This is a genomic window from Buchnera aphidicola str. G002 (Myzus persicae), from assembly GCF_000521565.1.
GTDB classification, from domain to species: domain Bacteria; phylum Pseudomonadota; class Gammaproteobacteria; order Enterobacterales; family Enterobacteriaceae; genus Buchnera; species Buchnera aphidicola_C.
This window is the reverse complement of the sequence record NZ_CP002701.1, coordinates 608,213-634,452: the sequence shown is the minus strand read 5'-3', so window position 1 is coordinate 634,452 and position 26,240 is coordinate 608,213. Positions and strand designations below refer to the sequence as shown.

At 24.4% G+C, this 26,240-nt stretch carries 24 protein-coding genes and 4 tRNA genes; 16 read left to right on the top strand and 12 right to left on the bottom strand.

Annotated elements, in window-relative coordinates; genetic code table 11:
• Window positions 1-49: 49 nt before the first annotated feature.
• The 7 genes from ilvC (at window position 50) to BUMPG002_RS03030 (ending at window position 5,878) form a co-directional block, all read left to right on the top strand.
• Window positions 50-1,522: a ketol-acid reductoisomerase gene (gene ilvC, locus BUMPG002_RS03060; protein WP_025369210.1), complete on the top strand. Its 1,473-nt coding sequence runs from the start codon at window positions 50-52 to the stop codon at window positions 1,520-1,522.
• 71 nt (window positions 1,523-1,593) lie between these two features.
• Complete coding sequence (rep, locus tag BUMPG002_RS03055; protein WP_025404233.1) at window positions 1,594-3,615, top strand: DNA helicase Rep; 2,022 nt, start codon at window positions 1,594-1,596, stop codon at window positions 3,613-3,615.
• A gap of 136 nt (window positions 3,616-3,751) precedes the next feature.
• Window positions 3,752-4,078, top strand: a complete 327-nt coding sequence (gene trxA / locus BUMPG002_RS03050; protein ID WP_025369208.1) for a thioredoxin TrxA — start codon at window positions 3,752-3,754, stop codon at window positions 4,076-4,078.
• 140 nt (window positions 4,079-4,218) lie between these two features.
• Complete coding sequence (rho, locus tag BUMPG002_RS03045; protein WP_025369207.1) at window positions 4,219-5,478, top strand: transcription termination factor Rho; 1,260 nt, start codon at window positions 4,219-4,221, stop codon at window positions 5,476-5,478.
• Between the two features lie 128 nt (window positions 5,479-5,606).
• Window positions 5,607-5,680: transfer RNA gene (locus tag BUMPG002_RS03040), tRNA-Arg, on the top strand.
• A 32-nt stretch (window positions 5,681-5,712) separates the two neighbouring features.
• A tRNA-His gene (locus BUMPG002_RS03035) sits at window positions 5,713-5,785 on the top strand.
• Window positions 5,786-5,801: 16 nt separating this feature from the next.
• Window positions 5,802-5,878, top strand: a tRNA-Pro gene (locus tag BUMPG002_RS03030).
• A gap of 6 nt (window positions 5,879-5,884) precedes the next feature.
• On the opposite strand, the gene BUMPG002_RS03215 is transcribed toward BUMPG002_RS03030, so the two are convergent.
• The 3 genes from BUMPG002_RS03215 to cyaY all read right to left on the bottom strand — a co-directional run bounded on the left by BUMPG002_RS03215 (window position 5,885) and on the right by cyaY (window position 8,038).
• A complete protein-coding gene (locus BUMPG002_RS03215) occupies window positions 5,885-6,643 on the bottom strand; it encodes a uroporphyrinogen-III synthase (protein WP_025369206.1) in 759 nt (252 codons plus the stop codon).
• A complete protein-coding gene (hemC, locus tag BUMPG002_RS03020) occupies window positions 6,640-7,584 on the bottom strand; it encodes a hydroxymethylbilane synthase (protein WP_025369205.1) in 945 nt (314 codons plus the stop codon). The genes BUMPG002_RS03215 and hemC overlap by 4 nt, the downstream gene beginning before the upstream one ends.
• Before the next feature lie 109 nt (window positions 7,585-7,693).
• Window positions 7,694-8,038 carry an iron donor protein CyaY gene (gene cyaY, locus BUMPG002_RS03015; protein WP_025369204.1) on the bottom strand — a complete coding sequence of 115 codons (345 nt, stop codon included), beginning with the start codon at window positions 8,036-8,038 and terminating at the stop codon, window positions 7,694-7,696.
• A gap of 169 nt (window positions 8,039-8,207) precedes the next feature.
• Between cyaY and dapF the strand changes: the two genes are divergently transcribed.
• The 3 genes from dapF to BUMPG002_RS03000 all read left to right on the top strand — a co-directional run bounded on the left by dapF (window position 8,208) and on the right by BUMPG002_RS03000 (window position 11,920).
• A complete protein-coding gene (gene dapF, locus BUMPG002_RS03010) occupies window positions 8,208-9,062 on the top strand; it encodes a diaminopimelate epimerase (protein WP_025369203.1) in 855 nt (284 codons plus the stop codon).
• A 32-nt stretch (window positions 9,063-9,094) separates the two neighbouring features.
• Window positions 9,095-10,309, top strand: a complete 1,215-nt coding sequence (locus tag BUMPG002_RS03005; RefSeq protein ID WP_025369202.1) for an MFS transporter — start codon at window positions 9,095-9,097, stop codon at window positions 10,307-10,309.
• 138 nt (window positions 10,310-10,447) lie between these two features.
• Window positions 10,448-11,920: an inorganic phosphate transporter gene (locus BUMPG002_RS03000; RefSeq protein ID WP_025369201.1), complete on the top strand. Its 1,473-nt coding sequence runs from the start codon at window positions 10,448-10,450 to the stop codon at window positions 11,918-11,920.
• An 87-nt stretch (window positions 11,921-12,007) separates the two neighbouring features.
• Here BUMPG002_RS03000 and BUMPG002_RS02995 read toward each other — a convergent pair whose 3' ends face one another.
• Window positions 12,008-12,748, bottom strand: coding sequence for a class I SAM-dependent methyltransferase (locus BUMPG002_RS02995; RefSeq protein WP_025369200.1), 741 nt, complete (start codon window positions 12,746-12,748; stop codon window positions 12,008-12,010).
• A 232-nt stretch (window positions 12,749-12,980) separates the two neighbouring features.
• Between BUMPG002_RS02995 and BUMPG002_RS02990 the strand changes: the two genes are divergently transcribed.
• Together BUMPG002_RS02990 and BUMPG002_RS03270 are read left to right on the top strand one after the other, a co-directional pair.
• Window positions 12,981-13,361, top strand: a complete 381-nt coding sequence (locus BUMPG002_RS02990; protein WP_025369199.1) for a hypothetical protein — start codon at window positions 12,981-12,983, stop codon at window positions 13,359-13,361.
• Window positions 13,362-13,510: 149 nt separating this feature from the next.
• Window positions 13,511-14,428, top strand: a complete 918-nt coding sequence (locus BUMPG002_RS03270) for a hypothetical protein (RefSeq protein ID WP_235065608.1) — start codon at window positions 13,511-13,513, stop codon at window positions 14,426-14,428.
• Between the two features lie 70 nt (window positions 14,429-14,498).
• Here the strand turns inward: BUMPG002_RS03270 and coaD are convergent, their stop codons facing one another.
• Window positions 14,499-14,996 (bottom strand): pantetheine-phosphate adenylyltransferase, encoded by a 498-nt coding sequence (gene coaD, locus BUMPG002_RS02980; RefSeq protein ID WP_025369197.1) that lies wholly within the window; start codon window positions 14,994-14,996, stop codon window positions 14,499-14,501.
• A 121-nt stretch (window positions 14,997-15,117) separates the two neighbouring features.
• Here coaD and epmA point away from each other — a divergent pair, with 121 nt between their 5' ends.
• On the top strand, window positions 15,118-16,095 hold the full coding sequence (gene epmA, locus BUMPG002_RS02975) for an elongation factor P--(R)-beta-lysine ligase (RefSeq protein WP_025369196.1): 978 nt from the start codon (window positions 15,118-15,120) through the stop codon (window positions 16,093-16,095).
• A 16-nt stretch (window positions 16,096-16,111) separates the two neighbouring features.
• On the opposite strand, the gene BUMPG002_RS02970 is transcribed toward epmA, so the two are convergent.
• From BUMPG002_RS02970 to hslV, 4 genes are all read right to left on the bottom strand, one after another.
• On the bottom strand, window positions 16,112-16,873 hold the full coding sequence (locus tag BUMPG002_RS02970; RefSeq protein WP_025369195.1) for a ferredoxin--NADP(+) reductase: 762 nt from the start codon (window positions 16,871-16,873) through the stop codon (window positions 16,112-16,114).
• Window positions 16,874-16,982: 109 nt separating this feature from the next.
• Window positions 16,983-17,471: an Hsp20 family protein gene (locus BUMPG002_RS02965; RefSeq protein ID WP_025369194.1), complete on the bottom strand. Its 489-nt coding sequence runs from the start codon at window positions 17,469-17,471 to the stop codon at window positions 16,983-16,985.
• 205 nt (window positions 17,472-17,676) lie between these two features.
• A complete protein-coding gene (gene hslU, locus BUMPG002_RS02960) occupies window positions 17,677-19,008 on the bottom strand; it encodes an HslU--HslV peptidase ATPase subunit (protein ID WP_025369193.1) in 1,332 nt (443 codons plus the stop codon).
• 11 nt (window positions 19,009-19,019) lie between these two features.
• Window positions 19,020-19,550, bottom strand: coding sequence for an ATP-dependent protease subunit HslV (gene hslV / locus BUMPG002_RS02955; RefSeq protein ID WP_025369192.1), 531 nt, complete (start codon window positions 19,548-19,550; stop codon window positions 19,020-19,022).
• A gap of 578 nt (window positions 19,551-20,128) precedes the next feature.
• Between hslV and rpmE the strand changes: the two genes are divergently transcribed.
• A complete protein-coding gene (gene rpmE, locus BUMPG002_RS02945) occupies window positions 20,129-20,347 on the top strand; it encodes a 50S ribosomal protein L31 (RefSeq protein WP_025369191.1) in 219 nt (72 codons plus the stop codon).
• 97 nt (window positions 20,348-20,444) lie between these two features.
• On the opposite strand, the gene BUMPG002_RS02940 is transcribed toward rpmE, so the two are convergent.
• The 3 genes from BUMPG002_RS02940 to orn form a co-directional block, all read right to left on the bottom strand.
• On the bottom strand, window positions 20,445-21,140 hold the full coding sequence (locus tag BUMPG002_RS02940) for an N-acetylmuramoyl-L-alanine amidase (protein WP_044006149.1): 696 nt from the start codon (window positions 21,138-21,140) through the stop codon (window positions 20,445-20,447).
• A gap of 325 nt (window positions 21,141-21,465) precedes the next feature.
• Window positions 21,466-21,541 (bottom strand) — tRNA-Gly (locus BUMPG002_RS02930).
• Window positions 21,542-21,634: 93 nt separating this feature from the next.
• Window positions 21,635-22,183, bottom strand: coding sequence for an oligoribonuclease (gene orn, locus BUMPG002_RS02925; RefSeq protein ID WP_044006148.1), 549 nt, complete (start codon window positions 22,181-22,183; stop codon window positions 21,635-21,637).
• Between the two features lie 291 nt (window positions 22,184-22,474).
• Between orn and pgi the strand changes: the two genes are divergently transcribed.
• Both pgi and BUMPG002_RS02915 read left to right on the top strand, forming a co-directional pair.
• A complete protein-coding gene (pgi, locus tag BUMPG002_RS02920) occupies window positions 22,475-24,124 on the top strand; it encodes a glucose-6-phosphate isomerase (RefSeq protein ID WP_025369189.1) in 1,650 nt (549 codons plus the stop codon).
• A 168-nt stretch (window positions 24,125-24,292) separates the two neighbouring features.
• Window positions 24,293-26,200, top strand: a complete 1,908-nt coding sequence (locus BUMPG002_RS02915; RefSeq protein WP_025384602.1) for a PTS mannitol transporter subunit IICBA — start codon at window positions 24,293-24,295, stop codon at window positions 26,198-26,200.
• The last annotated feature ends 40 nt before the right edge of the window (window positions 26,201-26,240 follow it).

Below are 26,240 nucleotides of genomic sequence, written 5' to 3'. Positions count from 1 at the left end.
ATAATCACCTTAAACATAAAATTTTTAAAAAAATATAGGACATTTTATTATGAATTATTTTAACACCTTAAATTTTCATCAAAAAATTAATCAAATAAAAAAATGTCGTTTTATGAAAAAAAAAGAATTTAATAAAAAAAACGATATTTTAAAAAATAAAAATATAGTTATTGTCGGTTGTGGTGCTCAAGGTTTAAATCAAGGTTTAAATATGAGAGATGCCGGTTTAAATATTTCGTATGCGCTTAAAAAAAATAGTATTTTAAATAAAAATCCATCTTGGATTAATGCAACTCAAAATGACTTTAAGGTAGGAGACTACGAATCACTTATACCAAATGCTGATTTAGTTATTAATTTAACTCCTGATAAACAGCATAGTAATGTTGTAAAAGAATTACAAACATTAATGAAAAAAAATGCTTGTTTAGGTTATTCACATGGATTTAATATTGTTGAAATTGGCGAAAAAATTAGAAAAGATATCACTGTTATTATGGTCGCTCCTAAATGTCCTGGAACAGAAGTGCGAGAAGAATATAAAAGAGGATTTGGTGTTCCAACACTAATTGCTGTACATCATGAAAATGATCTTCAAAATATAGGATTAGAATTAGCAAAAGCATGGGCTTTTTCTACCGGAGGACATCGTGCAGGCGTACTTGAATCGTCTTTTGTAGCTGAAGTAAAATCTGATTTAATGGGTGAACAAACTATTTTATGTGGTATGCTTCAAACAGCTTCATTAGTATGTTATGAAAAATTAATTAAAGAAAAATATGACCCAGATTACTCAGGAAAATTAGTACAATATGGATGGGAAACTATTACCGAATCTTTAAAACACGGCGGTATTACTTTAATGATGGATAGATTATCAAATTCATCTAAAATAAGAGCTTATAATCTTTCTCAAAAAATTAAAAAAATATTATCTCCTTTATTTCAAAAACACATGGACGATATTATTTCAGGAAAATTTTCAACAGAAATGATGGAAGACTGGAAAAATAAAGATAAAAAATTATTACATTGGAGATATGAGACAAAAAACACATCTTTTGAACAAGCCCCATTTTATAAAGGTAAAATATCAGAACAAGAATATTATGATCATGGTACCTTCATGGTGGCAATATTAAAAGCTGGTATTGAATTATCTTTTGAAAAAATGGTTGAGACTGGAATTATAGAAGAATCTGCTTATTATGAATCATTACATGAATTACCATTAATAGCAAATACTATTGCAAGAAAAAAATTATATGAAATGAATGTAGTTATTTCAGATACAGCTGAATATGGTAGTTATCTTTTTTCTGAATCTGCATATCCTATTCTAAAAAGTTTTACGGATAATATTCAAAAAACTGATATAGGTTGTCCACTTATTTGTAATATAGTAAATAATATTGAACTACAGAAAGTAAATGAAAGTATTCGCAATCATCCAGTAGAAATTATCGGTCGTAAACTACGATCTTATATGAAAAAAATGAAAACAATTACAGTTGCAAAATAATAAGTCAAACAAAATTAAATCTTTAAAAAATTAAATAAAAACTTTTTAAATTCTAACATTATTGATATTTTATGTCTCTTAACTGTGCTCAAAAAAATGCTATTAAATTTATTAATGGTCCCTGTTTAATATTAGCAGGGGCTGGTTCTGGAAAAACTAAAGTTATTATCAATAAAATAATTTATTTAATAAATCATTGTCAATATCAAGCGAATAATATTACTGCTGTAACTTTTACTAATAAATCAGCTTATGAAATGCGAGTTCGTCTCTCAGAATACTTAAACACCATAGAAATAAAAAAAATGATTATTTCTACCTTTCATTCATTAGGATTAGAAATTATCAAACAAGAAATTGATGCATTAGAATTAAATTCTAATTTTACTCTTTTTGATGAAAAAGATCAAATAACATTATTAAAAAAGATATGTAATCAAGAAACAGAAAATAATATAAATTTTTTTAAAAAAATAAGTAATATGATTTCTTATTGGAAAAATAAGTTTTATACTCCTGAACAAGTTCAGTTATTAGCACGTTCTCATTTAGAAATAAAATTCGCATCTATTTATAAAAAATATAATACTTATTTATATGAATCTAATATATTAGATTTTGATGATTTAATTTGTGTACCCACAATATTATTAAAAAAAAATACAAACATCAAAAAACGCTGGCAAAAAAAAATTTCTTACTTGTTAGTCGATGAATATCAAGATACTAATAATAGTCAATATGAATTTATAAAAATGCTTACTAGAAGTGATTCTAATTTTACATTAGTAGGGGATGATGATCAGTCTATTTATTCTTGGAGAGGAGCAAATCCTAAAAATATTTTTGCATTAAAGAAAGATTTTCCAAATTTAAAAATTATTAAAATGGAACACAATTACCGTTCTTCAGGTAGAATATTAAAAGCTGCCAATAGTCTTATTTCTAATAATCTACATCACTTAGAAAAAAAATTATTTTCTAAATTAAAATATGGAAAATTAATTGAAGTTATTGTAGGTATAAATGAAGAAAATGAAGCAGAAAAAATAGCTAAAAAAATTTCAGAACAATACTCTTCAAAAAAAGCAAAATATCAAGATTATGCTATTCTATATCGAGGCAATTATCAGTCTCGAATTATTGAAAAAGTTTTAATAAAAGAAAATATTCCATATAATATTTCAGAAAATTCATCATTTTTCTCTCGACCAGAAATTAAAGATTTATTAAGTTATTTACGTGTTATAATTAATCCAAATGATAATTGTGCTTTTATGAGAATTATTAATACGCCTGCTCGGAAAATAGGAATAGTTACGTTAAAAAAACTAGAAAAATGGGCTATTAAAAATAATAAAAGTTTTTTTGAAGCTAGTAATGATATAGAAATGAAAAGTATCTTAAGAGAAGTAACAATAAATAAAATAAAAAAATTCACTTTTTGGATAAAAAAAACTACGCAATTGTTCTATTTAAAACCTTTTAAAATTCTAGATAATATTATTAATGATATCCAATATGAAAAATGGTTATCTAAAATTTTAAAAGAACCTAATAAAATCAAAAATAGTATTAATAATATTCATACTTTGTCAAAATGGATTAAAAATATGCTTCAAGGAGATGAATTTGAAAAACCTATGACTTTAAGTCAAATTGTAACTCGCATGACACTACGTGATATTTCTGATAAAAATATCAAAAATAATAACTATGAAGATAAAGTACAATTAATGACATTGCACGCTTCTAAAGGATTAGAATTTCCTTCAGTTTTTATTATTGGTATGTGTGAAGGAATTTTGCCTAACCACAAAAGTATTAATGATAATAATATAGAAGAAGAAAGAAGATTAACTTATGTTGGAATTACTAGAGCAAAAAAACAATTATTTTTTACTTATTGTGATCAGCGAATACAATATGGTCAAGTTTTAGATATGTCGCCTAGTAGATTTTTATTCGAATTACCTAAAGAAGATTTAAAATGGAATCAAAATATTTTTTCACAAAAATCTTTAAAAATGAGAGAACAAAATAAATTAAAAATATACCATTTTAAAAAAATATTAAAAAAACATAAAAAATAAAATTTTCAATCTTTTTTTTAATTTTAGTTTTAAAAATTTTTTAAAAATGATATTATAAGAATATATACTTTTAAATTATAAAAAAATTTAAATTTAATTTATTTTAAATTTCTTAATATTGAGTAAATGTATCAAAATGAACAAAATAATAACACTCACCGATCAAAATTTCAAAGAAAAAGTTTTAGAAAAAAAAGGATTTGCATTAATAGATTTTTGGGCTCCATGGTGTAATCCTTGCAAAATTTTAGCACCTATTTTAGAGGAAATAGCAGAAGAATATAATGAGAAACTAATTATTGGAAAAATAAATATTGAAGAACAGCCTAATACTGCCCCAATATATTCAATTAGAAGTATTCCTACATTATTATTATTTCATGATGGACAAGTTCTTTCTACTAAAGTAGGAGCGCTTTCTAAATTACAACTTAAAAAATTTTTAGATGAAAATATTAACTAAAACTACTTTAAAACAGTTAATTTAAAACATTAAAAATTCAATTTTATTTAAAATTTATTAAATAAACATAAGTAAATTTTAATATTATGTCATAATTTTTATTTCGAGATTTACCCCGATTTTACTAAGAACCCACCATTATGAATCTTACCGCACTTAAAAATATGCCAGTTTCTGAATTAATTACTCTTGGTGAAAAAATGGGGTTGGAAAATTTAGCGCGTATGCGTAAACAAGATATTATTTTTGCCATCCTTAAACAACATGCAAAAAGTGGAGAAGATATATTTGGAGACGGAGTTTTAGAAATACTACAAGATGGATTTGGTTTTTTGCGTTCTGCTGACAGTTCTTATTTAGCAGGTCCAGATGACATTTATGTTTCACCCAGTCAAATCCGTAGATTTAATTTACGTACAGGTGATACTATTTCTGGAAAGATAAGGCCTCCTAAAGAAGGTGAAAGATATTTCGCTTTACTGAAAGTCAATGAAGTCAATTATGATAAGCCTGAAAATGCAAGGAGTAAAATATTATTTGAAAATTTAACACCATTACATGCAAATTCTAGATTACGAATGGAACGAGGAAACGGTTCAACTGAAGATTTAACAGCAAGAGTATTAGATTTAGCATCTCCTATTGGACGTGGGCAACGTGGTTTAATTGTAGCTCCTCCTAAAGCTGGAAAAACAATATTGCTTCAAAATATTGCACAAAGCATTGCTTACAATCATCCAGACTGTGTTTTAATGGTACTATTAATTGATGAAAGACCAGAAGAAGTTACTGAAATGCAAAGATTAGTTAAAGGAGAAGTTGTTGCTTCTACTTTTGATGAACCTGCATCAAGACATGTACAAGTAGCTGAAATGGTCATTGAAAAAGCAAAAAGATTAGTAGAACATAAGAAAGATGTAATTATTTTACTTGATTCGATTACCCGTTTAGCGCGTGCTTATAATACAGTCGTACCAGCTTCAGGAAAAGTTTTAACAGGAGGTGTTGATGCTAATGCTTTACATAGACCTAAGCGATTTTTTGGTGCTGCACGTAATGTAGAAGAAGGAGGCAGTTTAACAATTATTGCCACTGCATTAGTTGATACAGGTTCAAAAATGGATGAAGTCATTTATGAAGAATTTAAAGGAACAGGCAATATGGAATTGCCATTATCTAGAAAAATTGCAGAAAAACGTGTTTTTCCAGCTATTGATTATAATCGTTCTGGCACTAGAAAAGAAGAATTATTAACTTTGCCAGAAGAACTTCAAAAAATGTGGATTCTTAGAAAAATTATTCATCCTATGAGTGAAATAGACGCAATGGAATTTTTACTTAATAAACTTGCTATGACAAAAACTAACGATGAATTTTTTGATATGATGAAACGTTCCTAAATTTTAAATTTTTACAATCTATATATATTATCAATTATAATCATTCTTGTTTTTTATCTAAATTTACAAAAAAAAGCTGGACAAGAAAGATTATTAATCTTAAAATCTAATTTGTTTTATACTAATGCGCGCTCGTAGCTCATTTGGATAGAGCACTACCCTCCGAAGGTAGAGGTGTCAGGTTCAAGTCCTGTCGAGCGCACTTTTTTATTATTATAGAAAAATTTTAAATTGGTGGCTATAGCTCAGCTGGTAGAGTGCTGGATTGTGATTCCAGTGGTCATGGGTTCAAATCCCATTAGCCACCCAAAAATATTTAAATTCGGCGAATAGCGCAGCTTGGTAGCGCAACTGGTTTGGGACCAGTAGGTCAGAGGTTCAAATCCTCTTTCGCCGACCAAAAAAATTAATGATTTAAAAATTGATTTTGAATAATTTTAAATAAGTGTTCATTATCAGCATATCTACATACCACTATATCTTTCCAACCTAATTTTTGTGCTATTTTTGATAATCTTCTGCCAACAACGAAAATTTTACATTTAAATAGCCATTCTATTTGATCTGTTTCAGAAATAATAGTTGTTAATTGATATAAAATTTCACTGCTAGTTACAACTAAACTATTTATTTGATATAAACGCCATTTTTTACTTTCTATTGTACCGTTTATTTTTTTTAAAACTCTTTTATAACATTCTACAATACAAACTTTAAAACCTGATTTTTTTAAATTTATTTCTATTAATTTTCTTCCATTTTCACCTTGTAGTAAAACAATTTTGTCTTTTTTTGATACTTTTTTATATAAAATTCTTAACAAATTTTCGCTATTTTCTCTTTTTTTAGGAAAAATAATTTTTTTTTTAATATATCTATAAAGAACATTAGCTGTACTTTTTCCAATAGCATAATATTTTACATGAGATGGCCATTGTAAATTATTTTTTTTAAAATATAAATTTGTGTAATAAATAGCATTTTTAGAAAAAACAAGAATAACATTAGATGTATATAATTCATTAATGTTTTGTGATAAACTTATAGCACTTAAACTAGGAAAAAAATCAAATAAAGAAAAATGCCAAGAAGGTACACCTATTTTATTAAGATTTTTTACTAACTCTTCTCCTACAGGTGAAGGTCGCATAACTAATATTTTCATATACAATAAGATTGTTTTATATTAAGGTTATTAAGAATATTTTTAGCACCATTTCGGAGTAATTCATCAGCAAGCGAATATCCCATTTTTTCTCCTGTATCATACCAGCCTATTCTTTCTCCTCTTAATATTATTTTACCATTCGGTGAACCTATTAATCCCCTTAACCAAATTTTATTTTTTTTTAAAATAGCATAGCTACCAATAGGAATCTGACAACCTGATTCTAATTTTCTACAAAACGCTCTTTCTGCATTTATTTCAATAAAAGTATTGATATGATTAAGATGTGATAAAAAAAATAAAACTTTTTTATCATGTATTCTAGATTGTATGCCAATTGCACCTTGACCACATGAAGGAAGAGATAATTCAGCTGGTATTATTTGAGTAATCCGATGCTTTAAACTTAATCTATTTAATCCTTCAGTAGCAAGTATAATAGCATCATATTGTCCTTGGTCTAACTTGGCTATTCTGGTTTCTACGTTACCTCTCAAAGGAGTAACAATCAAATCTGGTCGATAAGTAATTAATTGACATTGTCTTCTCAAACTAGATGTTCCAATTATAGCACCTTTAGGTAATTGATTAATTGATCTATAATTATTAGATATTAATGTATCTAAAGGATTTCCTCTTTTACATATACTGACCAAACACAATTCTTTTGTAATATTCACCGGAAGATCTTTCATAGAATGAATGGCAATATCTGCTTTATTTTCAAGAAGAGCACGTTCTAATTCTTTTATAAATAATCCTTTACCTCCAATTTTTGAAAGAGATTTATTTAAAATATTATCTCCATGAGTCACAATAGGTACTAATTTTATATTTAAATCTGGATATAAAGATAGTATTTTTTTTTGAACATATTTTGTTTGTTCTAAAGCTAAAGGACTTTTTCTAGTAGCAATTCTTAACGTTTTATTTTGCATATTACTATTCATTCTTAATTATAGATATATTTTAAAGAATATTTAAATTTAAAAAGATACAAAACCTTATCATATTTTTTATATTTATATATAAATTTTTTAAATATCATCATTTATAAAAAATTAAATCTTGATTAGATTGAATAGAACATGCATGTTGAAATATTTCCCAAAAATTTTTATAAGTACGATTACAAATCCATTTATTTTCCTTATAATTAAAATGATATCCATTTACTGTTGTAGCTAACCATATTTGTTCTAGTGATTCTTGTTTATTAATAATAATGACACTTTTATTAAAAAAAGTAATAGTCATAACATAATCTTGAATTACATAATCAATATCAATATCATTATCGTATAAGTTTAAATTGTCTTCTATTTTAGAAAATAAATCATTTACTAATATATAAAAATTATGAACCTTTTTTTTAATGGTGATTTCTTTCATGGACATTTCCTTATTTTTAAAATTCATTATAACAAATTTAAAAAATAAAATGATAAACTTAATATCATTAATATTAATTTATAAAATTAATATATGAATATAAATTAATTTTTTTATATTATTATAAATAACTTTTTTTATTTTAAAAAAAATAATTAGTAGGAAAAAAATGATTTCACATTACAAATATAAAAAAAAAGTTTATTTTTCTAAAATGCATGGTTTAAAAAATGATTTTATGGTTATTGATTGTATCAATCAAAATTTTTGTCCATCATCTTTAATAATAAAAGAATTATCTAATAGATATACTGGAATTGGTTTTGATCAATTATTAATTGTAGAAAAAACAGAAAATCCTTTATATGATTTTAATTATCGAATTTTTAATTCGAACGGAAATGAAGTTGAACAATGTGGAAATGGTGCTCGATGTTTTGGTCTTTTTGTTATATTAAAAAAACTAACTAATAAAAAAAGAATTCTAGTAAAAACTAAAACAAGATCTTTAATTATTGAACTTATGTCTAATAATATGATTAAAGTTAATATGAAAGAACCTAATTTTCAAATACATAATCTTTACTTATCTGAAAATGTTGAATATAAAAATTTTTCAATAAAACTTTTAAATAAAAGTTTAATATGCAGTATAGTATCAATCGGAAATCCTCATTGTGTTATTAAAGTTCAATCAATTAATAATGCTCCTGTAAATATTATCAGTCATCAAATTAAAAAAAATAAAGTTTTTTCACACGGTATAAACATAGGTTTTATGGAGATTATAAATAAAAACTATATTAAATTAAGAGTGCACGAACGTGATGTAGGTGAAACTCAATCTTGTGGTAGTGGTGCTTGTGCTGCAGTTTCAATAGGTATCGCACAAAATATACTTTCTAATATTGTTGAAGTAGATTTATTAGGTGGAAAGTTAATTATAGAATGGGAAGGTTTTGGCCAACCACTTTACATGACAGGACCTGCAGAACATGTTTATGACGGTTATATATATATATAAAAAAACTTTTTTATTAAAAAAGGAATAATATTTTGATATTATTAAAAGACAAACAAGAAATATTAAAAAAAAAACAATATATAAAGAAAAATACAAAAAAATTTAATCAAGTATTTTTAGCTCTTTTTTCAGGTGGTTTTTCTACTTTTTCTATTTTGTACTGTGTACAATCTATTTTACCAATATTTTCTAAACAATTTTACTTAACACCAGCAGAAAGTAGCCTGTCTCTTTCTGCTGCCACTGGAATGATGGCATTAGGAATGCTATTTACTGCACCATTATCTGACATAATAGGTAGAAAATCAATTATGTCTATTTCTTTATTTATGGCGGCAATATTAACAATAATATGCTCAATGATGACTAGTTGGACGACTATTGTATTATTACGTGCTTTAACTGGTTTAGCATTGAGTGGTGTAGTTGCCGTTGCTATGACATATATTAGTGAAGAAGTACACCCTGATTCTTTATCTTTTTGTATAGGACTATATATTAGTGGAAATACTATTGGTGGATGCTCAGGAAGACTTATAAGCAGTATTTTATCTGAAAAGTTTTCTTGGAATATTTCATTAGGTGTAATTGGAATATTTTCTCTAATATCTTCTTGTTTTTTTTTATATCTTCTACCCTCTTCTAAAAATTTTTATTCTCTTCCTATTGATTTTCCTAAATTTTTAAAACGTTTTTACTCACAATTAAGGAATCCGACATTATTTTTTCTTTTTTTTATAGGTTTTATACTAATGGGTAGTTTTGTAACTATTTTTAATTATATTGGTTATCGTTTAATACTAGAACCATTTTTTCTTTCTCAATCTAGTATAGGATTACTATCTATTATTTATTTAACAGGAGTATACAGTTCTCCTAAAGCTGGTATTTTAATAAATAAATATAATCGAAATGATATCCTTATATTATCATTACTTTTAATGATTACGGGTGTTTTCATTACACAATTTGATCAATTATTAATAATTATTTTAGGTTTAATAGTATTTTCTGGTGGTTTTTTCGCATCACATTCTATTGCGAGCAGTTGGGTTGGTTCTTGTACAAAAACTTCAAAAGTTCAAGCTACATCTTTATATTTATTTTTTTACTATTTAGGTTCAAGTGTATTTGGTACATTTGGTGGATTTTTTTGGTTTCATTTTAAATGGTATGGAATTTCTATTTTTATTTTAACAATGTTATTGTTAGGAATTTTTTTATCTTTAAAACTAAAAAAAAAATAATATAATATTTTTATATTTTTCTATAAAAATACTATCATAAATAGTATTATATAAATAATATTTATATTTTACTTTCCTCAGACATAGTTTCTCACAGATAATAAGCTTAGTTCAATTCATCAAAACGGCTTAAAGATTATGCTATATTTATTTTCTTATTCTGATTTGAATCATAGTTTATTTATTTTTTTAGCTTTATTTTTTGTTTTATTTTATGAAGCTATTAATGGTTTTCATGATACAGCTAATGCAGTATCTACTTTAATTTATACACGAGCAATGTCTGCACATATTGCAGTTATAATGTCTGGTATATTTAACTTTCTAGGTGTTTTACTTGGAGGATTAACTGTTGCTTATGCAATTGTACATTTATTACCCAATGATTTATTATTAAACACTAGTTCAAAAAATGCTCTTGCTATGGTTTTTTCTATGTTATTAGCAGCAATACTTTGGAATTTATCTACTTGGTATTTTTGTTTACCCGCATCAAGCTCACATTCTCTTATTGGAGCAATTATAGGAATAGGTTTAACTAACGCAATAGTTACAGGTTCATCTTTAGTAGATGCATTAAATATTCCTAAAATGACAAATGTTTTTTTATCCCTTATTTTTTCTCCGATTGTGGGATTAATAGTTGCAGGAAGTTTGATTTTTTTATTACGTTTTTATTTAAAAAATAATAAAATATTTGATCGTATTCATATGACACCATTAGAACGTGAAAAAATAGATGGAAAAAAAAATCCGCCATTTTTAATTCGAATGGCATTAATTTTATCATCTATTGGAGTAAGCTACGCTCATGGGGCAAATGATGGACAAAAAGGTATTGGATTAATAATGTTGGTTTTAATAGGAATTGTTCCTGCTTCTTTTTTAGTTAATTTAAATGCTAATAAACATGAAATTATGTGCACAAAAAATAGAATTAATGATTTAGAAAAGTATTATTTAAAAAATAATATAAATTTTTTAAAAAATATACATAATAAAAAAACAGTTCATCCTTTAGAAATAAATAATTCCTTTAATGAAATTATGAAAAATATCAAGAAAACTAAATTGTTATTAAAAAATACATATAATTACAATACACTAAATATTAAAAAAAGATTTCAATTACGTCATTTTTTACTATGTATTTCTGATAATATTGATCAAACAATTAACGATTCTGACATTAATTCTCAAGATAAATATTTTTTAGTAAAGAGTAAAAAAGATATACTTCGAACTATCGAGTATGCACCCATGTGGATTATATTAATTGTTGCTTTATCTTTGTCAATAGGAACTATGATAGGATGGAAACGTATAGTAATTACTATTGGTGAAAAAATAGGTAAAAAAAGAATGACATATGCACAAGCTATGTCGGCTCAAATTACAGCGTCTTTATCTATTGGAATAGCAAGTTATACAGGAATACCAGTTTCTACTACGCATATTCTTTCATCTTCTGTAGCAGGTACTATGTTAATTGATGGTGATGGAATTCAAATGAATACTATTAAAAACATTGCGTTAGCATGGATATTGACTTTACCTGTTTCAATTTTATTATCTAGTTTTTTATATTGGATTGCATTATTCTTAATATAAACGTTTCTTAATATAAACATTAATATATAGAATATCAATAATATTTTTAATAGGGGTACGTGTAAAAAATATGTACTCCTGTTTTATTTAGCGAGGATTGTATATATCAAAACGATGTTTTTTTCCTAATATTACAAAATTTACTTTTTCTTCAGATAAAGATTTGGCATAACAAGGACGTTTTACAACTACTCTTTTTCTTGCTATCTTTTGAGCAATTTTTAATAATTTTTTAGAATCATTATCACGACCTATTAATTTCCTAAAAATTTGCATCTCTTTTTTTGGTAGAGCTTTTTTTTTATTTACAGGATACATTGGATCTAAATAAACGACATCTGGTCTAAAAATAGCTGTTTTTAATAGATGAATACTATCATCTAAAATTAAATGTAATCTTTCTTTTAACCAATATCCTATTTTTTTATCTTTATAGCCCCTTTCTAAACCATCTTGTAATAAAGCTGCAACTATTGGATGACGTTCAATCATAATAACTTTACACCCTAAAAAAGAAATTATAAAAGCATCATTACCTAATCCTGCAGTTGCATCTAGAACAGTAGGGAAATAGGATTTTTTGATTCCTATTGCTTTATATAAAATTTCATTTTTTTTATTAAAATTATAGCATCTATAATTATTTTTTTTTGAAGTAAAATCTACTTTTATAGATTTTTTATAAGGATTTTCACGATTATATAATTCTAATGAATCCTGATTTATTATTAGACCTACTGGACATGTTTCATCATGTTCTAAATTAAGCGAATGAATTAAATTATCTATTCTTTCGTTATAGCTTTGAAATACTAAGTATATTTTCATATTTTTTATTTTTACAATTAATATTTGACTTTTTAAAAAATTCTATTAAAATATAATTTGCTGTTTCTTTATATATTAATAAAAATATATAAAAATTAACTTTGTAAGATTTTAAAGCAAAAAAAACAAAACAAAAAATTTAAACGATTATTTCTGTTATATAAATTTAATTTACATTTATATAAAATTTTATTCAATTAAAAATAGTAAATTAAAAAAGGACAAAAACATTATGTCATCTCATCTATTATTCAATTCAACAGATAAAATACAAGAAAAACCTATTGATAGAATAAAAATTGATTTAAAACAGATTCAAAAAATACTAAATAGAAAAAAAAACGTCACTAAAAATAATTCAGATAAAAAAGTTGATTTTTCAAAGTATAAAGAAAATCTAATAAATTTAAAAAAATCATATGAAGATTCTATAGTTTTACTACGTGCTTTAGAAAAATATAGAGAAAAAAAGATTTTGAAAAAATATGATATAAAAAATATTTATTTATTTGAAAAAGATAGCAAAAATATTGTTGATAAAAAAAATTATACTAGTTTGCAAAATCTATTAATGAAAAAAAAATTCCTGACAATTCCTCTACAAACTTCCTAAATAATAAATTAGACTTTTCTAGTAAAAAAATTTTTGATTTTAATATTATTGAAATTACTCAAGATATTCTCGAAAAAATAAAAAATAAAGTTATTACAACATATCAAACTATAAAAACAGAAACTATCAAACTATTTGATGGTACAACTATGAAAAAAATATTTTTTTCAGATAGTACACCAGCAAACTCAAATGAAGAATCGATTGTTTCTTTGGCTGAACATGTTGAAGAACTTAAAAGAACTATTGAGTCTTCAAAAATATTTATGAGAGCAATTATTGATAAGATTCGATATCAAGGAAAAATAAAAATTATTAACGAATTAAATAATAACCCAAAACATCCTGAATATCAAAGTTCTTTTCCTGATCTATTTACTTTTATACCTAAACCTAATAATGAAAATAATTTTTATCCTTTAAAAAGATTGGATGAAAATTTTGATTTACAAGGAAGAAAAAATATTTTACAAATAGATAAGAAATTTAAAGAAAGAATGAATAAAAGTGTTCAAGAAGCTTATTATAATAATTTCATTAATAACGATTCATGGGAAGTGTCAGATCAATTAAATTCATTAAAAAATATTAGATTAACAATCAAACATTTTCAAAAAGAATATGAAAATTCGAAATTTTCTAATGAATTAGATAAAAAATTTATGAATGACTCTTATCCATCTCTTTTTATTGTTAATGATAATTTGATTCCTTTAAATAATCGAACAAAAATGATTCAAGATTTTAAAAAAATAATGCCAAACATTAAGTTTCAAAAATTAATTTCTACATATGCTAATCAAAAATTTTTATATCAATCTTATCTTCAATTAGTTTCTGAAAATCCAGAAATTAATGAATATCAAATAAAAAATTCTAGAAATATTTATAAAATAACTAACTTAAATGACGGTTCAATTAAATTGGTAGCTACTAATTTATCAGATTTAGATATGAAGAATAAAAATTATATTCCAAAATATAAATCTCTCGGAATACGTGCAACTATTGTTATTCCTCCAAATAATTTACCAATAATGAAATATTCACATGTTATAAAAAAATAAATTAGTTTTTATCATTAAAAAAATAATAGGGTATAGAAAATACCCTATTATTTTTTATAGAAAATTATTTTTACTTAATGGAAACATCATTAAGCTTTTCTAATAATGCACAATGAACTGCTTTAGGAAGATATGGTTTTATGTTCCCTTTATATTTTGCAATTTCTTTAACGAAAGATGAAGATATAAAAGAAACTTCTTTAGAAGAGAGTAAAAAAATACTATCTAAATCTGGATAAATTTGTTTGTTTATAGCAGCTAATTTTATTTCATAATCAAAATCAAATATTGTTCTAACTCCTCTAATTAACACATTAGTTTTTTCTTTTTTAGCTAAATTAGCTAATAAATCATTAAATCCGAGTATTTTTTTCACGTTTTTGAGATGCAATGTAGCTTTTCGTGTTAGCTCGATACGTTCTTTTAAATTAAAAATAGGTTTTTTTTTCAAATTATTAGAAATTGCAATGGTTATACTATCAAATATTTTTGTTGCACGTGTTATAATATCTAAGTGCCCATATGTAATTGGATCAAATGTACCTGGATATATTGCAGTTTTATTCATCATTTATTTTATTTATCAGTAGTTTATTAAAGACTTATTTTATAAATATAGAATAGTTTTTTTTAGATAAAATATTCTGTTTTTTATTCATTAATAATAAATTTTTAAAGAAAAAATCAATATGAATGAAAAAAATATTTGGAAACCTAGTGCTTCAATTCAAAACTTAATTAAAAGATCTAAAATTATTTCTAATATTCGTTTGTTTTTTTTAAAACGAAATGTTCTAGAAGTAGAAACACCTATTTTATCTCGTTCAACAGTTACTGATGTAAATCTAGTATCTTTTCAAACTCATTATTCTACATTAGATCATATTAATAAATTTCCACTATGGTTAATTACTAGTCCAGAATATCATATGAAACGTCTGTTAGCAGCAGAAAGTGGACCTATTTACCAAATTTGTCATAGTTTTAGAAATGAAGAACTAGGTAGATATCATAATCCAGAATTTACTATTTTAGAATGGTATCAACCTTCTTATTCAATGAAAAAATTAATTTCAGAAGTTGATGAATTTCTTCAAATAATCTTACAATGTAAAAAATCAGATAAGATTTCTTATCAAAATTTATTTATAGATTTTTTAAAGATAGATCCTTTAAATACTAATTTATCAGAACTTCGTCAAATATCTAAAAAATTAAAATTAGAACACTTAACTTATCTAGAAGATGATTTAAATAAATTTATACAATTATTATTTACATTAGAAATAGAACCTAATTTAGGAAAAGAACAACCCTTATTTGTTTATCATTTTCCTATATCACAAGCATCTCTTGCAGCAGTTAATTTAAAAGATTCTCGTGTATCAGAAAGATTCGAATTATTTTTTAAAGGTGTAGAGTTAGGAAATGGTTTTTATGAACTAACAGATTTTGATGAACAGAAGAATCGTTTTTTAAAAGATAATAAAAAACGTCTTTCAATGAATCTTCCAATACAAAAAATAGATGAGTGTTTTTTAAATGCTTTATCTCATGGGTTACCTCCTTGTGCAGGAGTAGCAGTAGGTTTAGATCGATTAATCATGTTAATTTTAAAAGAAAAAAATATTAGTAAGGTTATGTCTTTCTCATTAGATCGTTGTTAAATTATATAAAATTATTTTACCAATAATTTTCCATTGTAATATTACCTTTTTTACGACGCAGATGTTTTTGCATATTTCTATCATTTTTTAATAATAAATATGTATCTTTTACCATATTAGGATTGCCACACAACATAACGTGTGAATTTTGAACATTCATTGATAAACCGATTTTTTTTTCTAATATTTTATTTTTTAATAAAAAAGGAATCCTACCAGTTAAAGATTTTTTATGTTTTTCTCTGCTAACAATAGTTTGTATCTTTAATTTTCCATTATATTTTTGAGAAAGTGTTTTCATTAAAGGTAGATAAGTTAATTCATTATGATATTTTACTGCATGTACTAAAACAATATTATTAAATCTATTTAGATTTTTCCCTTCTTTTAAAATAGAACAATATGGACCTATAGCAGTTCCTGTAGCAAACATCCATAAAGTTTCACAATCTGGTACTTCATCTATAATAAAAAAACCAAATGATTGTTTTTTAATAAAAACTTTATCGCCATTTTTTAAATTATATAGTAAATTGCTTAGTTTTCCATTTAATACTCGAACAATATAAATTTCTAAATTTTTATCAGAAGGAGCATTCACATATGAATAAGCTCTTTGAATTTTTTTTCTATTAGACAAATCGTGTTTATCATATAAAGCTAACTTAGTAAATTGTCCAGCATGGAAAGGTTCTATAGGAGCTTTTAAAATAAGACTAAATAAGTTATTAGTCCACTTGTTTATTGTTAAAACATCTGCGTTAATCCATGAATTCATTATGTTTTCCCAATGATAATTTTTTAAATCATTGTACTTATCACACGTCAGTACAATGATTTTTTATTTAAAAAAATTATTAATATTTTGTTAGAATTACTTTTCAATTTTATTTTTTATCAATGTTTTTAATATCATTTGGAGTATTAATAGAAATTTTTTTAGGTTTCTCTTCTTCTGGAATACTACATTCAAAATACAATTTTAATAAACCTAAAGATAGCTCTGCTTTTTTTACTTTAACCTTATGATCTAAATTAAAGCTTAGAGAAAAATTATTAAAAATTATCCCTTTATGTAAATATTTAATAGTCTCTTTATTATTGTTATTTTGTTCTTTCTGTTTTTCTTTTCTTCCTTTAATAGACAATTGACTGTTATGTACAGATATATCTAATTCTTTTTCTTCATATCCAGGAATGCTAAGTGTTAATTCATATTCTGTTTCATTTGTTTGGCAAAGATTATAGACTGGTGTATCAGATATTGGTTTTTCTCCTGTTAAAGTACTAAACATTTTGTCAATTTGATTAAATCTATTTGAAAAAATATCATGGTCATTAAAACTTGGAACAAATGAAAGAGAACGATAAGACATAAAATACTCCTTTTTTTTCTTGTTAAAAGAAAAAATTTCAAAATTTTAAAAAATAATTATAAAAAAAACTTTCTTCTTTCATATAAGGTTTTATTTTTTTTTTTCAATAGTAATTTTAAAATTAATCATTATTAATTTTATCGTTAATAAAAATATTCATCCATTTTAGATGAATATAATAATGGATAAATATTTTGAAAATTAACTATAAAATAAAACGACTAAGATCTTCGTTAGATATTAATTGATTTAAATGTTTTGCTACATAACTTGAATCAATTTTAATTGTATTACCATGATTTTCAGTTGCATTAAAAGAGATATCTTCCATTAATTTTTCTAATACTGTATGTAATCGACGAGCTCCAATATTTTCCATAGATTCATTTACTTTCCAAGCTGCTTCTGCAATATTACGTATACCTTCTTTTGTAAATTTTATATGAACACCTTCTGTTTCCATAAGTGCTTGATATTGTGAAGTAAGAGAGGCTTTAGGTTCAGTTAAAATTCTTTCGAAATCATCAATAGTTAATGCTTGTAATTCGACTTTAATGGGAAGCCGTCCTTGTAATTCAGGAATTAAATCAGAAGGAGTAGATGTTTGAAAGGCACCTGATGCAATAAATAAAATGTGATCTGTTTTAACCATTCCATGTTTAGTTGATACGGTACAACCTTCAACTAGTGGTAATAAATCTCTTTGAACACCTTCTCGAGAAATATCTGGACCAGAAGAATCACCTCTTTTGCATATTTTATCAATTTCGTCAATAAAAACTATACCATTCTGTTCTACTGCATTTATTGCTTCTTTTTTAATTTCCTCTTGATTTATTAATTTAGCGGCTTCTTCTTCTGTTAATATTTTAATAGCATCTTTTATTTTAAGACGTCGATTATTTTTTTTCTGTCCTCCTAAATTTTGAAATAAAGATTGTAATTGACTAGTTAATTCCTCCATACCTGGAGGAGCCATTATTTCAACACCCATAGTGGTAGCTAATACATTGATTTCTATTTCTTTTTCATCTAAAACACCTTCTCTCAATTTTTTTCGAAATATTTGAATAGTTTTTAATAAACTTTCATTTTTTTCTTTTTCTGTGACATTTTTATTAGGTGTAGGAACAAGAACATCTAATATTTTTTCTTCTACTATTTCTTCTACACGAATTTTATTTTTTTCGATATTTTTTATTCGTATCATTTTGATTGCAGCATCAGTTAAATCACGAATAATTGAATCTACCTCTTTTCCAACATATCCTACTTCAGTAAATTTAGTTGCTTCTACTTTAATAAAAGGAGAATTAGCTAATTTTGCCAAGCGTCTTGCAATTTCTGTTTTTCCTACTCCTGTGGGTCCAATCATTAAAATATTTTTAGGAGTAATTTCATGTCGTAATTCACTATTCAATTGCATACGACGCCAACGATTTCTTAATGCAATAGATACAGCTCTTTTTGCTTTTTCTTGACCAATAATAAATTTATCAAGTTCAGAAACAATTTGAGGAGGAGTCATTTCAGACATAGAGATATTCCTTATTTTTCTGAAAATAGTTCTTTTATAGTAAAAGTATGATTTGTATAGATACAAATATTTGCTGCAATATTCAAAGATTTTTCTACAATTTGAAGAGCGTTTAAATCAGTATTTTCTATTAAAGCTTTAGCAGAAGATTGAGCATAAGATCCTCCTGATCCGATAGCGATTAAATCATCTTCAGGTTGTATAACATCTCCAGTTCCTGTAATAATTAACGAAGTATCTTTGTCCGCTACTGCTAATAAAGCTTCTAGTTTTCGTAACATTCTATCAGATCGCCAATCTTTTGCTAATTCAATGGCTGCACGTTGTAAATGACCTTGATACATTCCTAATTTTTTCTCAAACATTTCAAATAAAGTAAATGCATCTGCGGTTCCTCCTGCAAAACCAGCAATTACTTTTTCATGATAAAGAGATCTAATTTTTTTAACATTACTTTTCATAATAGTATTGCCTAAAGTTGCCTGTCCATCACCTCCAATTACTACTTTGTTTTTTAATCTTACACTTAATATTGTTGTCACAAGAAAAGCCTCTTTAATATAACGTTTTTATTTTTATATATTTCTATTTTTCTATAAAAAATTATTTTTTATTTAAAATAGAATGTTCTATTTTTTTTAAAATACCAATATTGCTCTTTGTTTTTTTATTTAAAATAATTCAAATAAAATAATTTTCTACTGTATGAAATATTAATTATTCAATTTATTTTTTTTTAAATATAGTACCTGTTTATAAATTTTTTAATATTTGAATATATTTCCATTTTTCTTTTGGTTTAGGAGGTAATGGATTTGTATTTTTACTTTGATGGACAAAGTTTGTTTTTTTTTTAGAAAAACATTTTATATTTACATTAAAAAAGAAAAAAAAAATAAACATTATTGTTGAAATTAAAAATATACATATATGTAATTTATAATTTTTTTTATGTTTTTTTTTAAAATATATTGAATTAATTTTATTTTTATCATTATACATATTATTTTTTTTATATATTATTAATCTATTAGAATATAAATTGTTATTTTTTTACTATTAATATAGTAATAATTGTATAATAGGATAGATGTTTTTAATCAATTTAGGAATATTTTTTATGAAGAAAAAAATTCATCCCCATTATTCTAAGATAACAGCTACTTGTTCTTGTGGAAACATAATTGAAGTTTTTTCTACTATCAATCATAATCTAAATTTAGATATATGCGCAAAATGTCATCCATTCTATACAGGAAAACAAAGAGTTATTGACACTGGAGGCCGTGTTGAAAGATTTAAAAAACGTTTTAAATTTACGAAAAAAAAAATAGTATAAAGACTATCAATTTAAGCATCTAAGAATTATATATTTAGGTGCTTAAAATATAAAAAAATATTTTTTATCTTTATTTTTTTAAAGAAAAATTTGTATTTTAAAAATAATTTTTTAAAGCCAAATAAATAGATTGAGCTATTTTATTTTGATAATCTTTTGTTTTTAATTTTTTTTCTTCTGCAAAATTAGTAATAAAACCAGTTTCGATTAATATAGAAGGTATGTTAATACAACTTAATATTCCTAAACTAGCATAATTTAGATATATCTTATGTAGTTTTATATTTTTTGTAAGCTGTTCAAAGATGTGTTGAGATAAATCTAATTCTATTTTTTGAAAGTTGTGAGATTGTAAATCAAGAATAGTTTTTTTTAAAAACACATCATATTTATTTTCATTGAAAATTTTTTGAATATTTTTAGAAAAATATACAATTGATTTTTGATTTTTTAAATAATTATTAATTTCACGATTTATTCTACTATGAGAAATAATCCATACGGATGCTCCTGATACATACTGTTCTCGAGCAGAGTCTACATGAATAGAAAGTAATAAATCTATGTGATTTTTTGTAAGAAATTGTTTTCTTTTTTTTAGTGAAAGATAAGAGTCATTATTTCGTGTTAGAATAGCATTAAACATTCTATTATTATTTAGTAATTTCTGTAATTTAAGTGCTATTTCAATATTAACTTTTTTTTCTTGTAATCCAGTATGTCCTATTGCACCTGGATCCTGACCTCCGTGCCCTGCGTCTATTGCGATGACAATTTTTTTTGATAAATCAATTTTTTTCTTTATTAATTTTATTTTTTCAGAAGAATAAAATGCTTGAATATTTTTATTTTCTTTTTTTTTATATATGATACTAGGTTTGTTTTTTTATCATTTTTTCTTTTTAACACGATATCATTTGTATGATTACTTGATGGAATAGGAAATGTAGTAAAAAAAATAAAAAATATTATACGTTTGTAAAAATTAAAAGAAAACATATTTCTTTCCTTAACATTTTTATTTTTATATATTTATTTTGAAAGTGACTCTTTTAATTTATTAAAGAAAGTCTTTTTGCATAAGTTGTTTAATTTTTTTTAAAAAAAGAGAGTATAATTGGAGCGGGAAACGAGACTCGAACTCGCGACCCCAACCTTGGCAAGGTTGTGCTCTACCAACTGAGCTATTCCCGCAAAATTTACATTTTTATAATTAGTTATTATATAAGATTATATCTTATATATATAAAACATATTTTTCAAGCTTTCTTTGATAAAAAATTATTCTTATTGAAATTTAAGAAAATTTTTTCTATAAAAATTTAGTTCCATTATAGATTCATAAATATCTTCTAGTGCACTATGTTTGCTATTTTTTTTTAATTTATGATAGATTTTAGGATTCCAACGGATAGCTAATTCTTTAATCGTACTAACGTCTATACATCTATAATGAAAATAATTTTCTAGTGTGGGCATATATTGAAATAAAAATCTTCGATCTTGACCAACACTATTACCACAAATTGGTGATGATTGAATAGGGACCCATTTTTTTAAAAAAAGTATTGTTTCAATTTCTGCTTGATGCTCATTATATGAACTCTTTTCTACTCGTTTAATTAACCCGTTATTTGTATGAATCATAGTGTTCCACGCATTCATTATTGAAATGTTTTTTTTTGTTTGATGTATAGGAATTATTGGACCTTCTGAAATTATATTTAAATCAGTGTCTGTAATCAATGTGGCAATTTCAATAATACGATGTATATTTGGATTAAGTCCAGTCATTTCTAAATCAATCCAGATTAGATTTTTTTTATTAAATTTCATATATTTTCCAAAAATATTTAGAATTTTTATATGTAAAGCTAATTATATAATTAATTTGATATCGTGTTCTTTTTTTTATTTCTTTTTTATATTATATACAATTATATAATAGATATATTTTCTGGTAAATATTTTTAAAAAGTGAAAATATTTATATTAAAGGAATAAATAAATCGTCTTTTTTAAAAAAGTATAAAAATGACTTAAACGATCTTATATTTTTAAATATAAAATTTTTTATTTGTCATATAATACAACATTTATTGTATATTCAAACGAGATAAATTTTTAATGAAAAATATTAATTTTGATAAAACTAAATCTTATAAAGATTTAAAAAATCATTTTGAAAAAATAAAAAATATTCATTTAAGAGATTTTTTTTCATCAGATATAAATCGTTTTGAAAAATTTTCAATTATTTTTCAAGAAGAAATGTTAATTGATTTTTCAAAAAATCGCATTAATGATGATACATTAATATATTTATTAAACTTAGCTAAAGAAGTAGATGTAAAATCTGCTATAAAATTAATGTTTTCTGGAGCTAAAATCAATAAAACAGAAGACCGTTCTGTATTACATACAGCCTTGCGAAATAGAAGTAATGATCCTGTTATAGTAAATAATTCTAATGTTATGATAGATGTTAATAATATACTAGAAAAAATGAAGAATTTTTCTGATTCGATTATTAATGGAGAATGGAAAGGTTATACAGGAAAAGTTATTTCTGATGTTGTAAATATTGGTATTGGTGGATCTGATTTAGGTCCATATATGGTTACTGAATCATTACGACCATATAAAAACCATTTAAATATGCACTACGTTTCTAACATAGATGGTACTCATCTTAGTGAAGTTTTAAAAAAAATTAATCCTGAAAAAACAATTTTTTTAATAGCTTCTAAAACATTTACAACAGACGAAACAATAACTAACGCTTGTAGTGCCAAAAAATGGTTTTTGCATTTTTCTAAAGATATAAATACTTTAGATAAACATTTTTTTGCTTTATCTACTAATATTAAAAATGCTTTAAATTTTGGTATAAATATTAATAATATCTTTCAATTTTGGGATTGGGTTGGTGGTCGTTTTTCTTTATGGTCGTCAGCAGGTTTATCTATTATATTATCAATCGGATTTAATAATTTTGAGAATTTTTTAGATGGTGCTCATTCTATGGATAATCATTTTTATGATACTGAATATAATAAAAATATACCGATATTATTAGCTTTGATTAGTATTTGGTATACTAATTTTTTTGGTTCTGAAACGGAAACTATATTGCCATATGATCAATATATGCATCGTTTTTCTGCATATTTTCAACAATCTAATATGGAATCTAATGGTAAATCAATTAATAGAAATGGAAAAAAAATATTTTATCAAACTGGTCCTATTATTTGGGGTGAACCGGGTACAAACGGTCAACATGCATTTTATCAATTGATACATCAAGGAACTAAATTAATTCCGTGTGACTTTATTGCTCCGATTTTTTCACATAATGACATAGGTGACCATCATTTAAAACTAGTATCTAATTTTTTAGCTCAAACACAAGCATTGGCTTTTGGTAAATCTCAAGTGACACTATTAAATGAGTTAATATCATCAGGACAAAATAGAAAAAATATTAATAAAATTTTACCTTTTCAAATATGTCAAGGAAATCAGCCTACTAATTCCATTTTAATTCGCAAAATAACTCCTTATAATTTAGGAGCGTTAATTGCTTTATATGAACATAAAATCTTTGTACAAGGTTATATATTAAATATTTTTAGTTTTGATCAATGGGGTGTGGAAATAGGAAAAGAGTTATCAAAAAGTATTTATGATTATTTAAATAATAATACTCAAGAAAAAAATTATGATTCTTCTACTCAAGGTCTTATTAATTTTTATAAATCTTTTGTAATATAAAAATTTTAATATTCTAAATTTATTATATATTTAAACTGAAACATTTATTAAAAAATTTGAAAAAACAATATATTTTAGTTGCATATTGATATCTCATCAAAGATGAAATTAATGTTTTGTTAAAAAATTATTTTATCATTCTAATTTTTTCGTATATAGGTGCTAATTATGTTCACATTAATTAAATTAAAAATACAAAATTTTGGTCAATTTCTAAGTAATATGATCATGCCAAATATAAGTATTTTTATTACATGGGGGATTATGACAGCTTTATTTATACCATTAGGATGGCAACCTAATAAAATTTTAGAACAATTGATATCACCTGTTATTTTTTATCTTTTACCTATTTTAATTGGATATACTGGTGGTCGCTTAATTTCTGGTGATAGAGGAGGATTAGTTGGAAGTATAACTACTATAGGAGTTATTACAAGTACTAATATACCAATGTTATTAGGTGCCATGATTTCAGGACCATTAGGTGGTTGGATCATAAAGTATTTTGATAAAAAAATAGAAAATAAAGTAAAAAATGGTTTTGAAATGTTAGTAAATAACTTTTCTATTGCTATATTTGGAATATTATTAGCAATAATTTCTTTTTTTACTATTGGCCCATTTATAGAATGGATTTCTCATGTTTTAGAAAGTTTAATAAAAGTTATCGTATCTCAGAATTTATTACCTTTTATTTCTATTGTTATAGAACCAGCTAAAATATTTTTTTTAAATAATGCAATCAATCATGGAATTTTTTCTCCACTAGGTATTCAAGATGCATCAGACAACCATCGCTCTATATTTTTTTTAATTGAATCGAATCCCGGTCCAGGATTAGGTGTGTTAATAGCATGGTTTTTTTTCGGAAAAGGAGAATTACGTAAATCATCAGGAGGAGCAGCAATAATTGAATTTTTAGGAGGTGTTCATGAAATTTATTTTCCTTATGTTTTAATGAAACCAAAATTAATAATTGCTCTAATTTTAGGTGGTATGACAGGTATTTTTATGCTTGTTGTATTAGATGGAGGTGTTATTTCTGCAGTATCACCAGGTTCTATTCTATCTATTTTAACGATGACCCCGAAAGGTTTGTATTTTTCTAATATGATTGCTATTTTTTCTTCTTTTATAATTTCTTTTATTAGTGCTTCTTTATTATTAAAATTTAATTTCTATATAGCTAGTAAAAATAATCAAAAAATTGTTAAAAAAAATAAAAATTTTTTGAATTCTGAAACATTAAAAAATGACTATCATGATGTCACATCTACTTTTTTTAAAAATATAAAAACTATTATAGTTGCCTGTGATGCTGGTATGGGATCAAGTGCAATGGGTGCTAGTATTTTGCGTAAAAAAATAAAAAATGCTAATTTAACTAACATTTCTGTGTTAAATATGGCAATTAATTTATTACCTAAGAATGCAGATTTAATAATTACACATCAAAACTTAACTCATCGAGCTAAAAAATATGCTCCTCATGCTCATCATATATCTTTAAAAAACTTTCTTAATAATAGTTTTTATGATAATTTAATAAAAAAATTAAGAGAAAATATAGTTCTTTTAGATAATCATGTTACTACTTCTTTAAATATAAATCATAAAAATATAAAAAATAATTTATTTCAGTTAACTGAGAAAAATATTTTATTAAATCAATATGCAACTAATAAAGAAGAAGCAATTAATATTGTCGGTAAACATTTAGTAAAACAAGGCTATGTTAAGTTTGATTATATTAATTCAATGATAGAAAGAGAAAAAATAGCATCTACTTGGTTAGGGGAATCAATAGCCTTACCCCATGGAACTATTGAAGGAAAAAATTCTGTTTTAAAAACAGGTATAATTTTTTGTCAATTTCCAAAAGGTGTTCATTTTGGAGAAGAACTAGATGATATTGCATATCTTGTCATTGGTATTGCAGCTAAGAACAATGAACATATTATGGTCGTAAGTAATATTACTAATGCATTAGATGATAAAGATACGATTAGAAGACTTTCTCAAACAACTGACATAAAAGAAGTCTTATCACTTTTAAATATTGAAAAAAAATAGTTTTTTTATTGAATTTTCATGTAAAATTTTTAGTGGAATT